The organism is Pseudomonas sp. LBUM1649, assembly GCF_059716155.1.
This window is the reverse complement of record NZ_CP166807.1, coordinates 3,287,146-3,301,320: the sequence shown is the minus strand read 5'-3', so window position 1 is coordinate 3,301,320 and position 14,175 is coordinate 3,287,146. Positions and strand designations below refer to the sequence as shown.

General features: G+C 57.5%; 12 protein-coding genes. 10 read left to right on the top strand and 2 right to left on the bottom strand.

All coding sequences use genetic code 11. The features are described from left to right. Window positions 1-7: 7 nt before the first annotated feature. A complete protein-coding gene (istA, locus tag ACA058_RS15320; protein ID WP_497637134.1) occupies window positions 8-1,522 on the bottom strand; it encodes an IS21 family transposase in 1,515 nt (504 codons plus the stop codon). Between the two features lie 94 nt (window positions 1,523-1,616). Between istA and ACA058_RS15315 the strand changes: the two genes are divergently transcribed. From ACA058_RS15315 to ACA058_RS15275, 9 genes are all read left to right on the top strand, one after another. After that, window positions 1,617-3,398, top strand: a complete 1,782-nt coding sequence (locus tag ACA058_RS15315; RefSeq protein WP_497639812.1) for an oxidoreductase — start codon at window positions 1,617-1,619, stop codon at window positions 3,396-3,398. Next, window positions 3,395-3,937 carry a VOC family protein gene (locus ACA058_RS15310; RefSeq protein ID WP_497639811.1) on the top strand — a complete coding sequence of 181 codons (543 nt, stop codon included), beginning with the start codon at window positions 3,395-3,397 and terminating at the stop codon, window positions 3,935-3,937. The genes ACA058_RS15315 and ACA058_RS15310 overlap by 4 nt, the downstream gene beginning before the upstream one ends. 157 nt (window positions 3,938-4,094) lie before the next feature. After that, window positions 4,095-5,021: a helix-turn-helix domain-containing protein gene (locus ACA058_RS15305; RefSeq protein ID WP_497639810.1), complete on the top strand. Its 927-nt coding sequence runs from the start codon at window positions 4,095-4,097 to the stop codon at window positions 5,019-5,021. A gap of 40 nt (window positions 5,022-5,061) precedes the next feature. Further along, window positions 5,062-5,985 carry a LysR family transcriptional regulator gene (locus ACA058_RS15300; RefSeq protein WP_497639809.1) on the top strand — a complete coding sequence of 308 codons (924 nt, stop codon included), beginning with the start codon at window positions 5,062-5,064 and terminating at the stop codon, window positions 5,983-5,985. A gap of 327 nt (window positions 5,986-6,312) precedes the next feature. After that, window positions 6,313-7,602 carry an MFS transporter gene (locus ACA058_RS15295; RefSeq protein WP_497639940.1) on the top strand — a complete coding sequence of 430 codons (1,290 nt, stop codon included), beginning with the start codon at window positions 6,313-6,315 and terminating at the stop codon, window positions 7,600-7,602. Between the two features lie 4 nt (window positions 7,603-7,606). Further along, window positions 7,607-8,779 (top strand): M20 aminoacylase family protein, encoded by a 1,173-nt coding sequence (locus tag ACA058_RS15290; RefSeq protein WP_497639808.1) that lies wholly within the window; start codon window positions 7,607-7,609, stop codon window positions 8,777-8,779. Between the two features lie 213 nt (window positions 8,780-8,992). Continuing rightward, the gene (locus tag ACA058_RS15285) at window positions 8,993-10,333 is read left to right on the top strand and encodes an OprD family outer membrane porin (RefSeq protein WP_497639807.1); all 1,341 of its coding nucleotides are present in this window, start codon (window positions 8,993-8,995) and stop codon (window positions 10,331-10,333) included. Window positions 10,334-10,644: 311 nt separating this feature from the next. Beyond that, window positions 10,645-11,436 carry a site-specific integrase gene (locus tag ACA058_RS15280; protein ID WP_497639806.1) on the top strand — a complete coding sequence of 264 codons (792 nt, stop codon included), beginning with the start codon at window positions 10,645-10,647 and terminating at the stop codon, window positions 11,434-11,436. A gap of 464 nt (window positions 11,437-11,900) precedes the next feature. After that, window positions 11,901-13,120, top strand: a protein-coding gene (locus tag ACA058_RS15275) for an IS3 family transposase (RefSeq protein ID WP_497635861.1) whose coding sequence is annotated in 2 segments (ribosomal slippage) — window positions 11,901-12,246 and window positions 12,246-13,120 — 1,221 coding nt in all. Because the reading frame shifts where the segments join, the coding sequence is not laid out codon by codon here. On the opposite strand, the gene ACA058_RS15270 is transcribed toward ACA058_RS15275, so the two are convergent. Next, window positions 13,112-13,651: a DUF4209 domain-containing protein gene (locus ACA058_RS15270; protein WP_497639805.1), complete on the bottom strand. Its 540-nt coding sequence runs from the start codon at window positions 13,649-13,651 to the stop codon at window positions 13,112-13,114. The two genes, ACA058_RS15275 and ACA058_RS15270, sit on opposite strands and share 9 nt — an antisense overlap. A 248-nt stretch (window positions 13,652-13,899) precedes the next feature. On the opposite strand from ACA058_RS15270, the gene ACA058_RS15265 reads away from it, so the two are divergent. Further along, window positions 13,900-14,142 carry an AbrB/MazE/SpoVT family DNA-binding domain-containing protein gene (locus tag ACA058_RS15265; RefSeq protein ID WP_497639804.1) on the top strand — a complete coding sequence of 81 codons (243 nt, stop codon included), beginning with the start codon at window positions 13,900-13,902 and terminating at the stop codon, window positions 14,140-14,142. Window positions 14,143-14,175: the final 33 nt, after the last annotated feature.

Below are 14,175 nucleotides of genomic sequence, written 5' to 3'. Positions count from 1 at the left end.
TTTCAGGTCAGTGGTAGTAGCCAGGGCCGCGCAGGTTGATGTGTTCTTCAGGCAGTAACGGCAGGTTTTGCTGGGCCAGCGGCAGCCGTTCCAGCCCTTGGCGCAGGATCGATTCCAGGCTTTTGTAGCTGCACGCGCCCAGTGCCAGTGCTCGCTGGCAAGCGGCTTCCAGCCGCTCTTCGCCGTGCTGTTTGCTCAGGCGCAGGATCCCCAGGCAGGCGCGGAAGCCGTGCTGCGGATGGATCCGGCGTTCGAGGATGTAGGCGATGACACCAGCGGTGTTCGGCCCGGTCTGCTCAGCCCAGTGGATCAGTCGCTGCGGCGTCCATTCGGCATGTTCGCGGTGACTTTTGGGCATGTGCTCGGTTTGGGTGGTGTGGCGGCCTTTGTGCGGTGAGCGCAGATGGCTGGCTACCCGCTGGTTGGCGTGGAAGCACTCGACAGTCCTAGCGGTTAGCCGCACTTCGAGTTGGTGCTTCACCAGCTGGTATGGCACCGAGTAGTAATGACCATCGACCTCGACGTGGTAGTCGATGTGCACCCGCACCTTTTTCCATTCGGCGTAGACATACGGATGTTCTGGTAGCGGTTGCAGTGCGGGTTGGTCGATGGTCTCGAAGGCTGAGCGCCGTGAGCCGGGCAGCTTCTTGAAGGGCTTCTGATTGAGGCGATCGAGCAGCAGCGCGATGGCTGTGTTGAGTTCGCCCAAGGAGAAGAACTGGCGGTTGCGCAGCACCGCCAGGATCCAGCGCTCGACTACCTGTACGCCGACTTCAACCTTGGCTTTGTCCTTGGGTTTACGCGAGCGCGCGGGCAGCACAGCTACGCCGTAATGCTCGGCGAGATCGCGGTAACTGGGGTTGATATCCGGCTCATAGCGATGCGCCTTGGTGACGCCGCTGCGCAGATTGTCCGGTACCAGGATCTGCGATGTACCGCCGAGAAAGGCGAAGCAGCGCACGTGCGAGCCCAGCCAGTCGGGCAGTTTCTGCGACCAGGTGGCCTCGGCGAAGGTGTAGCTGGACGCGCCGAGGACGGCGACGAAGATCTGCGTTTGGCGGATCTCGCCGGTTCGCCGATCAATGACTGGCACGGTCTGGCCGGCGTAGTCGACAAACAGCTTTTCGCCGGCGCGATGTTCCTGGCGCATGACCACATCGATCTTCGCGGCCCAGAGGCGGTAGTGCTCGCAGAACCAGCTGTACTGGAAGCCTTGCGGGTGGGTGAGCCGATACTCTTGCCAAAGCAGGGCCAGGGTGACGCCGGGGCGACGTAACTCGGCATGGACATGAGCCCAGTCCGGCATCGGGCGTTGGTCGCTGGGAACATCGGGCGGAGGCGGAAAAAGGCGCCGTTGCAACTCAACGTCGCTCAAAGCACACGGCCAAATCAGCCCGCTGGCAGCAAAGCGATTGAGGTACTCACCGATGGTCGCGCGACCCACTTGCAAGCTGACAGCGATCTGGCGAGCAGACAGGCCGACCTCGAATTTGAGACGTAGCACTTCCTTAATTTTACGCATGGATAACCGCTCCACGACGACCTCTCTGCTTCGATAAAAGAGGTCGATGGTAGTGAATTAATCCTGCGTTGCTGCCTGCCTTATGAGTGGCCGGATGGCCGTGGAATGGGTGGCCGGATCATCGTGGAATCAGTGGCCGGATGTTCATGGAATAGATGGCCGGATGCCCGTGGAATCCGCACTCATCATCACCGAAAACACTTCTATTGATTGGGAAGTCGGGCGCACCGCGGGTCACCCGATGCGAATTGACCACGACAGATTTATTGGCGCACTCAGCAATCTGGTCGACGCGGTCCACGGTGAAGGCGCGAAGATAGCGGTGCAACTGCACCACACCGGGCGCCAGAACTCCCAGAGCAATACGGAGCGTAACGAACCGCCGCTGGCGCCGACAGCCGGCATCACCAGCGCGTTCGGCACCCCACCGCGGGCAATTGAAGAACATGAAATTCCAGGGCTGATCGACAAGTATGTCCAGGGTGCCCGGCGCGCGGTGGCCGCTGGCTTTGATGCCGTTGAGCTGCACGGTGCACATGGTTACTTACTCGGCCAGTTTCTCTCGCCTTACACAAACAAGCGCACTGACCGCTGGGGCGGATCCCTCGAAAACCGTGCTCGTTTCGCGCTCGAAGTCGTGCGTGGGATCCGCGAGCAGGTCGGTGCGGATTTCCCGATTCTGTATCGGCTCAGCGTGATGGAGCCTTACGAGGGCGGTCTCTCACTGGACGATGGCCTGGCCTTTTGCGAAATGCTCGAGCCTTACGTTGACGCTCTGGATGTCAGTGCCGGGAACTACGACACTGCGATGACGTTGCTGCCCATGGTCCCGCCAGGATCATTAGTGAATTATGCCAAGCTCGTGAAAAAGCGTGTCTCGATCCCGGTGATCGGTGTCGGTCGTCTCACCTGGCTGTTCGATGAGATGGCGCAAGCAGTGTCTGACGGCGAACTCGACTTTGTGGCCTTGGGTCGATCGGGTCTGGCGGACCCCGAAACAGTCAACAAGACACGGCGCGGGCAACCGCAAAGCGTCCGCCGCTGCCTGGCGGTCAACGAGTGCATCTCACGGTGGATGTTCAACGGCAAAGGCACCCAGTGCGTAATCAATCCGACCCTCGGACAGGAACGTCGCGCGAGTGACGCTCGCCGGCCTGCTTCCACACAGCAGCGCGTATTGATCGTCGGCGGCGGACCGGCCGGGTGTGAAGCCGCGATACTGGCTGCCGAGCGCGGACATAGCGTGCGGTTGGTCGAGAGAGCGGATCGCATCGGCGGCCAGCTCCATGCGTGGGCAGCCGCGAGCCCGTTTCGCATGGAGGTCAAGAACATGATCCAGTTTTACGAGAGCGAACTCGAACGCCTGGGCGTCGACGTGCAACTCAATACCGATGCGGCTGAATTGGACTTGACCCCGTGGGACACCGTACTGCTTGCGACAGGTACCGTTGCGCAGGATCGGGGCCCGGATGTTGCCGACATGCTGGCAAGCGCGGATTTGCCCGTGGCTGATGAGGTCACCGTATTTGGTGAAACCGAGACTGCAATGTTCGCTGCCCTGTGGCTGGCGGAGCAAGGCAAAAAGGTCAGCCTTGTTTCACCCGCGGAGAGCGTGGGTATCGATACCAATGATATGCAGCGCGAGCATCTTGCCGGCCTTCTCAAGAATCTGGACGTAACGATCAACACAGCAGCAAAGGTACCTGATGATGGATACGTGGTAATGGCGACTGCCCGCGCGCCTTCAACGGTTCTGGAAGAGTCCGTCGATGACATTCGCGTCCACAGCATCGGAACAAGGTCGCGTGGTGGGCGGATGTATGAGGCGACCCAATCCGGTTTCTGGGCGGCGGCGAAAATAGGAGAGTTGTCATGAATGTTCGTGCAATCGAACACGTAGGCATTACCGTTCCCGATATGGAAGCGGCAACCCGATTCTTCGTCGATGCCTTTGGTGCCGAGAAGCTTTACGACATGCTCGACGCGCCCTTGGGAGGGCCTGAGGTAGAAGCGGGACTCGGCATTCCACCCGGTGCTGTGATTACCTCAATCCGAATGCTTCGTCTGGGCAATGGCCCCAACCTGGAGCTGTTTTCTTACACTGGCGTCCAGCAGTTGCAGCCCGTCGTACCGAGCGACTTTGGTATCCAGCACATCTGCATCTACGTTGACGATATCGATGCCGCCGCCAATCGCCTCGAGAAAGCCGGTGGCATTCTGCTCAGCCGCCCCGGCGACCTCCCGGGCGGTGACGAAGGACCAGGTAATCGCTACGTTTACACCCGCACGCCTTGGGGAAGCACTATTGAATTAGTGACTTACCCCTCGGCGCAGGCCTACGAGCGTCACACTCACCTGCGCCGCTGGAGACCGGGTTTGACCGAGCCGAGCGGTCACGAAACCCAGGTGAAGTAGGAAAAGGCTTGCCAGACGATCGGGTGCAAATCCCCCGATCGATGGCAGGCCTGTTATGCGTACAAACCTGAAGGATGTGATAGTTTTTGAATGTCACAAAAACTGCCAAGTGCTGATAAAAAACTCCACTGCCAATACCAATAAAAAGGGAGTTGAGATGAGTGCCATCCTTTTAACGCCAGAAAAAATGCTGGACGTAATCCCTGGTGAAGTCACGATCAAGGGTACCGTCGAGACTGCACCCGATAACGGCATGTCGATTCGGGGCTACCGCTTTGACAAAACCGAAGTCCGCATCCCGTGTATGCGCGACTACGAGTTGGTGAGATGGAAATCAGGGACATCCAATCTGGGTTTCCATGATGGCAAGCATTGGCAAAAATGGTCGGTTGGTGATAACGACGTGACCATTTTGACCCGAGGCGAATCATCCAGGTGGTACTGGATGAATGAAATCGAGGTCAGTCATATCTACATTTCGCAAGCGATGATGGCCAAAGTCGCCAATGAAGTCTTTCAACAGGATGTTGACCGTGTTTTTGTCGACCATTGCCCCATCGTTAACGACGCGACGCTCTCCAGGCTCATGGCTGCCTATGAAATCGAATGCCTGAGCGGTGAACCGGGCAGCAGCATCTTCGCCCAGACGCTGGAAATACAGATGTGCATTCATCTGCTGCGCCAGTATGTGCGGTGTGACCTCAGAGACAACGATCAAGCGTCTCGCCTGACAAACCTCAAACGCGACCAGCTTCAGCAATACATCGACTCACACCTGTCCTGCTCGATTACCGTCAAAGACATGGCTGCCATCGTTGATCTGAGCCCGTCGTACTTTGTACGGGTGTTCGGGGCTGTGTACGGGGTCTCGCCCCATCAGTACGTTCAGTCGCGCCGCTTAAAAAAAGCTGAGCGGATCCTGTCTACGGTGCGTGATGTTCCGTTGAAAGCGGTCGCCATGGACTGCGGGTTCTCGGACCAGAGCCACATGACCCGACTGTTCCAGGAAAAACTGTCCATGACACCCAAGCAGTATCGCGAGAAAAACGTTTCCAGGCTTTTTTGCTCCTCGGCCTTGCAGTAACGTGCAGCACCTTCGTCGCACTGCAAGGACCTGTCCGTAAGTGAAACTCCATCAAATCAAGGCACTGGTAGCTATCCACCAAACCGGAAGCATCAGTGAAGCCTCCCAAGTACTGCATGTCACTCAGCCAGCCATCAGCCGATCAATCAAGGACCTGGAGAGCGAACTGGGCCTGGCTCTGCTGCAGCGCTCTCACAGGGGAATGTCGCTCACCGATGAAGGCCGCCGCATCATTCGACATGCACAGTTGACCGTCGAGAGCATGCGACGCCTGCAACTGGAGGCGGAAAACATCAGGGATATGCAGGTCGGAGAGGTCACCGTCGGTGTCACTTCCCTGACATCTGTGCTCAAGGGGCTGGGAGAATGCATCGCTGGGTACCAAACGAAGAATCCGCGCGTTCGCATCCGCCTGGTTGACCTTCGTCCCAACCAGATGCTGCAGCGCCTGCGGGACGGTACGCTGGATTTCGCTATTACCTCGCAGCAGCATACGCAGAGACTTAACCTGGATTGGGAAGCTTTGAGCCGCATCCAGGGGGTGGTGGTCTGTCGAAAAAACAATCCTCTGCGCCACTCGCGCTCACTGCGTCAGTTGCAGTTTGCAAACTGGATCAGCCTCGATGCCATCGACGATCACTCGTCTCAGTTCTATCAAATGTTCGAAGACAACGAGATCCCTCCACCGCAGCGGATCACCGAGTGTTCATCGGTATTGCTGGCGCTTGATCTATTGCACCACGCCGATGCATTCATGACGCTCAGCGAAGCCGGAATGGAAAATACGCTACCCAAGGGGCTCAATGAAGACCTGATACAGGTCAAGATCGAAGAAATCATCCCTGAGTACCCCATCTATCTGGTGTGTATTGATCGCAACGCTCTGACAACGACGGCTCGCGACCTTTACTACGCGATCAAGGGCGTGATCTCAGTGATTCATTCGATGGACTCTTCGCGCTAACGCGGACGACAAACTTAAGAAATACACAACGATATGCCCAATGGTTAAGTTTGGCTCGTTTCCAGGGGCCAGCGACCATAGCCTCGCGATTATTGGTCTGAAACCATGCAGCTGCCCGCTCCGCAGCCTGCGGCGACGACCGAGTCTCTGTCATCAAACAGGTCGTGTGATCGATAATCGGGCAATATCGCACCGAATTGACACCCCGTTGAGCTTGGGCGGCCAAGCATCATAACTAACGGTTAATCATCGAAGAAAAGCGCAAGTGCGCAGTGGCAGTGTTTGCCGGATATTCGGGCAACAACAAAACTGTCACAGGAAAAATCGATGACTACTCTGCAAGCGCCCCCTCTCCCCTGCACCGCTGCTCCACCCGTGAACGGTTCCAGGAAAGCCACAGTTGCTTGCGCTCTAGGCAATGCCCTGGAGATGTATGACTTCACGATTTACAGTTTCTTCGCGGTCGTGATCGCAAAGAATTTCTTTCCTGCACAGTCGGCAACGGCATCGCTACTGATGTCTTTAGCCACCTTCGGCGTGGGTTTCCTCATGCGCCCGGTGGGTGCTGTGGTGATTGGGCGCTTCGCCGATCGCCGTGGCCGCAAAGCGGCGTTGAGCCTCACAATCAGCCTGATGACAGTCGGCACTGCGATGATTGCCTTCGCGCCGTCGTATCAGGACATTGGCTTGTTCGGCACGTTGATGCTGGTGGCTGGCCGCCTCATGCAGGGCTTTTCTGCGGGAGGTGAAGTCGGGACCGCGTCGGTGTATCTGATGGAGTCCAGTGCTACGGCAAACCGCTGTCGTAACGTCAGTTGGCAGGCAGCCAGCCAAGGCTACGCGGCCATGGTCGGTGCCGGACTTGGTTTACTGCTAAACAACACGTTGAGTGCCGAGGACCTTGAAAACTGGGGCTGGCGCATCCCCTTTTTACTGGGGCTGCTGATCGGACCGCTAGGTTGGTACATCCGTCGCTTCCTGCCTGAAACCCACGAGGCCCAACCGACCAAACGCGACGGTCGGCTGCGCGATCACATCGACCTGCGCCACACCCTGCTGGCGATCGGCCTGATGGCCAGCGCTACCATTGGCATATACCTGTTCATTTTCTACATGCCCGCCTACCTGACGGTCACCCTGGGCTACCCGCAACGTAGTGCCTTGGTTATCGCCTGTGTAGCAAGTGCCTGCCTGGCTGTCATCACGCCACTGGCCGGGCGCTTTGCCGATCGCCATGGCCTGCGCAAGAAGCTGCTGGTCTGGACGATAACCCTGCCCGTGCTACTGGCGTGGCCAGCCTTCTACTTGCTCAGCTTGAGCACCAATTTGTTTGTGGCGATGTTCGTTATCGCGATTCTGGTGCTGCCTGGCTGCATCGGTTCGGGGGCCTTCTTCGCCTTGATCATGGAAGCCTTTCCGAGAAATCGCCGCGCGCTGGGCACCGCCGTGAGCTACAGCTTCGGCGTCACCTTGTTCGGCGGTTTCTCCCCGTTGATCGCTACGTGGCTCACGGCGGCCCTGGATACCCCCCAGGCGCCAGCTCTGTACCTGCTCGCCGGCGGCGCCATCAGTTTGGCTTGCCTGGCTGTATTCCCCGAAAATCCTGGTCGGGAGTGACCTGATGAATGCATTGACTCAAACCGTGGGCGAACTAGACCTGGATGCTTTTATCCAGCTGCGCCGGGAAATCCACCAGAACCCTGAACTGGGCGCGCATACCCCGCTGACCGCCGAGTTGGTGGCCAGCAAGCTCGAAAGCTGGGGCTACGAAGTCCATCGCGGTATCGGCGGACATGGCGTGGTCGGCGTACTGCGTCGAGGCAGCGGCACTCGCCGCTTGGGCCTGCGTGCCGACATGGATGCCCTGCCAATGCAGGAGAAAAACCGCTTCGACCACGCCAGCCGGATCGAGGGCCGCATGCACGCCTGCGGCCACGACGGCCACACTGCCATCCTGCTGGCAGCCGCGTGGCGAATCGCTCAGTCGTCCGACTTCAATGGCACGCTTAACCTGATTTTCCAACCTGACGAGGAAGGTCTGAGCGGCGCCAAGGCCATGATGGACGACGGTCTTTTCAAACGTTTTCCTTGTGACGCGATCTTTGCCTTGCACAACTTGCCGGGAATACCGCTGGGCACCGCTGTGGTCCAGGCCGGTCCGACCATGGCCTCTTCGGAATGCGTGCGTGTGTTGATCAAAGGTCGCGGCGGTCATGGCGCAATGCCCGAACGCGCTGTCGATCCGATACCGGTGCTGGCCAGCATTATCAACGCGATCCAGACAGTGAAGTCGCGCAATCTCTGCGTTGATGAACACGCAGTGATCAGCATCGGTATGGTCGAAGCTGGCAGTGTCTACAACATCATTCCCGACACGGCATCGATGTTGATCAGCGTGCGTACTGACACAGCGCAGACCGAAGGCAAAATCAATCAGCGCCTGGCGGAAATCGTCCAGGGCCATGAATACACATTCGGCGTCAAAATCGAGCTTGAAACCACGCAACTGGCGCCAGCATTAGTCAATACGGCGTGGGAAACAGAGATGCTTCGTCAGAGCCTGACGCCGCTGTTCAAGCCGGGCCAATTGTTGCCGAACGCGGCGAAGATCATGGCGACAGAAGATTTCGCCTGGATGCTGACCGAAGTGCCCGGCTGCTACTTCTTTCTGGGTAACGGGGAAGGCGAGTTTCATGGCTGCTCAGTGCATAACCCCCACTACGACTTCAATGACGAGCTGATTGGCATCGGCTCCGACTGCTGGCTGAAACTTGTGAAGGATTATCTCAACTGAGGTCGCAGGCTTGGGTTCACATCTTCATCGATGTTTGATGACTTCAGAGTGTTCGAGGCGCTGAACCGGCACCCCAATATCTGAACGACCACCATCAGGCCCCTGCGGCCTGATGGGCAAGTCGGGCCAAGCCCTGCCCGCGCAAAAACTCCATAACGATGACTCGGCGACTTACTTTCTTATCTGCCCTAAAAACAACAACAGGCAAAGTCTATGTACCGCACAGGTAATTTGGCGTTATTCACCGTCGGCTCGCTGGCGGCCGCAGTTTGTACTTCCCAGGTCCATGCCCAGGAACAAGGTTTTCTGCAAGACAGTTCACTGACGCTCAATACCCGTCAGTGGTACTCACACGAGTTCGGCCACAAGGCCACTTATTTCAAACTGCAAACGCCCGACGGGGTCCGCAAGCTGCGTGACCGTACCGCCTGGCTGGAAGGCATCAGGCTCGACTTCGTTTCCGGTTTTACTGGAGGACCGGTAAAGTTTGGGTTGGATCTTTCGACCTTCTCGGCAGTGGCGCTGGAACGCAGCCGAAAAGCGGCGGCAGGCGGCAGTAATCGACTGTTGGTGACCCAGGACGGCGATGTGGTCGATGACTGGAGCAAACTCGGTATCGCGGCGCTGAAGTTCAAAGTTGCCAACACACTGCTCAAGGTTGGTAGGCAGCAAGTCAGGACACCGATGATGTCCTACACCGACACCCGTACATTGCCTTCAACGTTCAATGGTGTGTCTCTGGAAAGTCATGACGTCGAAGGTTTAACGACCAAGTCTGGCTACTTCGACAAGGGCTCGCCGCGTACCGGGGCCGGAAGCCAGGATTTGAGTCCCACTTACGGTTCGCCCCTGGTCACCAGTGACTTCAACGCTTACGCCGGCGCCGACTATGTGTCGAGCGCTGGCTGGCGCAGCAGCGTTTATGTCTCTCGCTTCGACGATATCTGGGATCGCGAGTATTTAGGCCTGGGCAAGAAAACCAGCTGGGGACCGGTTAACGTCGATGTGCAACTGGATGCCTATAACACCCGGTCAAGTGGTCGCGAAATTGCCGGCAAAATCGACCAGCAGGCCTACGGCCTGAGTATCACGCCCCAATGGCGCAACCACTCGCTGAAGATCGGCCTGCAGCAAATCAAGGGTGACGAATATTTCGATTATCCCGCCGAGTCCAACGCCATCAGCCTGCCCAATACCATGATGTCCTTTTATAACGGCCCCAATGAACGCTCGATCGGGGTGATCTACAGCAACGATCTGGTCGCTTACAGCCTACCTGGTCTGAAGACTACGCTCTGGTACATCAAGGGCATGGGCATCGACGGCAGCCATTACGACGGTGGCCCGAACGGCATCTACAACTCGGTACTCAAGCAGCGGGGGGAAAGCCACTATGAAGTGGGCGCCAATGCCAGCTACACAGTGCAATCGGGCACCTTCAGGAACATCAGCCTGATCACCAGTTATTCCTCGCACCGTGCCAGTGAATATCAACTGGAAGGCAATGTTGATGAGTTCAGATTGATCGTCAACGTGCCGGTCAAGTTGTTCTAGGCTAACAGGCGGCCTGTTGGCCCGATGAAACGGTGAAATGACCGCAAGGTGCACAACCGGCCCCGCGGCGCATTCACTTGGCGGTTTATTCGACGTATTCGAACTCGGCCTTTCGCCTTTGTCGGGACAATGGGCCTGGTCGTTTGCCTGGATGTCTCGATACACCTCCAACAGCACGCCTGCTATGGCCTCAATTGGTTCCTAATCCAAAATGGAAGCGTTTTACTCAGCGCGCGCCTAAACAAAACCGGACGCTGGTTGAAGATGCTGATGAGAGTCGGTCGGCGGACTATCATTCATCGAAAGGTAGCATGAGCAATGTATTCAAGGTCGCTAATGGATTTTACGAGTATTTATTCGAAGAAGAACTCGCCAGCTCCAACCCATTTCGTAAGGTCACAAAAAAAGGACAGTACAATTCATCCCAACAGGAGTCCAACTCTTCCCGCGCGCTAACACCCTTGCAATGGGATTACGTGATTGATACGGCGGAAGCAATGGCTGCGGCTGAGCCTGTAAAATACGAACGCACTCTATTCATACTCCTCACGATGTTCAGCATGTACCTACGTATATCGGACTTAGTTGGGCGTTCCAATTGGCAGCCCACGATGGGTTACTTTCGCCTGGATGCCGATGGAAACTGGTGGTTCCACGTGGTGGGCAAAGGAAACAAGTCCGGCAAGATTGCAGTACGGGATGAGTACGTGGAGAAGTACTTAAAGAGCTATCGCACGTTCACTGGGTTGAGCCCATTGCCGAGCTACCAGGAGAAGACGCCGCTTCTGAAAACGATGAGTGGCCGCGCAGGCCTCTCTGACCGGCAAGTACGCGCCCTCCTCCAAGCTGTGTTCGACAACGCGCTGGTACGCATGCGCGATGAAGGACGCGAGCCCTACGAAATGGATAGCCTGCGGGTGGCATCGTCTCATTGGCTTCGCCATACCTCGGCGACGTTCGACGCGCCGTTCAGAAACGCCGAGGATCTCCAGTACGACCTGCGCCACTCGAACCTGGCAACGACTCAGAACACCTATTATCACTCGCATGATCAAGAGTGGGCACTGTCCGTGAAGCGATTGGGGACGCGGGATAGAGGTTAATGTTTACGGCGGTTAAATCGAAGGAGTACAAATGTACTCCTTCGTCTCATTCACCGTCACTCAACGGCTGAAGCTTCGGTCAGTGAAAAGGCATCTCGACGGCGATACAACTACCACTGGAGGAGGCGCTACAGGCCCTAACGCCACCACCCGCAGCTCCGAGCCCTGCTTTCGAGCTTGAGTCAGGGCGGTCGGCTGGTCTGCAAGGCCTGGTGAGTGGGCTGATTGCGCGAACAATAGGTCAAGGATATCGCCTGCTGGCCATGCCCTCAACGCACTGCATGCCTGTTAAGAGGCACCTGGCCCCAGTTCGACAGTTGCTGCAACGTCACCATCTGCAGTGCCCGCCTGTGCCTCAGCCGCGGCTTTACGGTGTTGTGCCGACTGCGCCCAGTGAACGAGCCCCATGAAAGACAGGACACCGTTTCCCCCTTACGATAAGGGATAGGCAAACGGTTATGTTTATGACTAACAGCAATGATAAGAGTGGGGAGCTTTTGGGCCAGGAGCGGCGGCGCCGCTGGAGCCCAGAGCAAAAACTGGCCATGGTTCGCGAGAGTCTTGAGCCAGGGCAAAGCGTTTCGGTGGTGGCTCGGCGCAACGGCATCAATGCCAACCAGCTGTTCCAGTGGCGCAAGCTTTACCAGGACGGCAGCCTGTCGGCGGTCAGTGCTGGCGAAGCCGTGGTGCCTGCCTCCGAGCTGAGCGATGCGCTCAAGCAGATCCGTGAACTGCAACGGATGCTGGGCAAGAAAACGATGGAAGCAGAAATCCTCAAAGAGGCCGTGGAGATCGCCCGGTCGCGAAAATGGATTGCGCACTCACCCTTGTTGCCGGGGGACGACCAGTGAAGCTGGTCAGCGAATGTCTCGGTGTGGCGCGCTCGCAACTAACGGTTCGAATCAAACAATCGGCATCGCCCAAAATACGGCGAAGCAGACCTGTGGATGACGCTGATCTGGTGGTTGAAATCCAGCAACAGGTCAGCGAACTGCCCAGCTATGGCTACCGTCGTGTCTGGGGATTACTGCGTCGGGAACGTGAAACCCAGTCGCTGCCGGCGATCAACGTGAAGCGGGTTTACCGGGTCATGCGTGATCACAACTTGCTGCTGGAGCGTCGACTCAAACAGCCCGGCGTGCCGCGGCGGCACGAAGGCCGTATTGCGGTGCAAACCAGCGATACACGTTGGTGCTCGGACGGCTTTGAGTTCCGCTGCGAGGACGGCGCCAAACTGAGCGTGACCTTTGCCTTGGACTGCTGTGACCGCGAGGCCATCGGCTGGGTCGCGAGCCCGACCGGGTACAGCGGCGATGATATCCGCGACTTAATGCTGGAAAGCGTGGAGAAGCGCTTCGGTGATCAACTGCCCGCCACGCCGGTGCAATGGCTAAGCGACAACGGCTCGGCCTACACCGCCGAACAGACGCGCCTGTTTGCACGGCAGATCGGCTTGCAACCGGTGACCACGCCAGTGCGCAGCCCGCAGAGCAACGGTATGGCCGAGAGCTTCGTGAAGACGATCAAGCGTGACTACGTGGCGCACATGCCCAAGCCGGATCGAGAAACCGCGCTGCGTAACCTGGCCATTGCCTTCGAACACTACAACGAGCAGCATCCGCACAGCGCCTTGAACTATCGCTCACCGAGGGAGTTCAGGCGATTGGCGGCAGCATCAATTTAACAGGGAGTTGGTGTCCGGTTTTGTAGGGGCAAGTCCACCCAGTACACCATCGCTACCCACTTGAACATGACACCAAGCGTAAACGGCATCCGCCGAGTAGAAATCGTTGTCGTCCATCAGGCCATGAGCGAATGCGTTGCGCAGGTTGGGCCCAAATGCGCTGCAGAACAGCGCTTTCATCTCGAACACGATATCGGCACCAAACACCGCATCAACTCCCTCGACGTCCAGGAGTGTGCTCAGCCCGTTTTCGTTCTCGATACCCTCCAGGTCGGTATTTGATGTTTTCAGCCCTGCACCCTTCAGGTGGAATCGGACGATGTTCTCAAGCTGTGGGATGAGGAAATGCACCGCCATGCCGAAATCACCCATGATCCCCCAATACAGCCCCTTACCGACCATGAGTGCTCGTTCTGGTGGCACCAAGGCCGATGCCTTGGCGAGCTCGACCAGATCCTGTTCCTTGTAGCAGTGCTCCCGTTGCAAAATGCTCAGTGCCGGCAGGACTCTTGTGACACAGCGAATCCTCATAGGTGGCGACCGGGAACGGCTCACGCGCTCGAGGCGTGATCATAGCCGCTATCCCTTACCGCGGCGCATTGTGTACCGCCTGATACCACGGCATAGCCAATGAGCTCTGGCAGCGCGACGGAGCTGATCCTGTCGACCTATTGAGTGCCTCGGAGCGAGAACAGCGCTCGAAGAGCTCCTCGCCGCACTCTAAGCCTGTACGCAAAAGCACGTTACCATTGCTGATTCAAAAGCAACGGAGACCACACGTGAGTAAGCCACCTATGAAAATCATCATCGAAGAATGGGACGGCGACGGCGCAATTCGAATTCCCGATGAGGCTCTGCAGGAGCTCGAGCTTGATGTCGGCGACTCGCTGTATTTGATAGAGGAGTTTGTCGGCAATACGCGCTGCCTAGTCCTATCAAAAAAGCCTCAGATCGTGGATCGCATAGACGAACGCACTGAAGCCTGGGATAGCGGACAACATCGCAACGCCTGGGAGAAATGAGGCCGCCGCGATTCGCTTGCGACATTCGCCTAA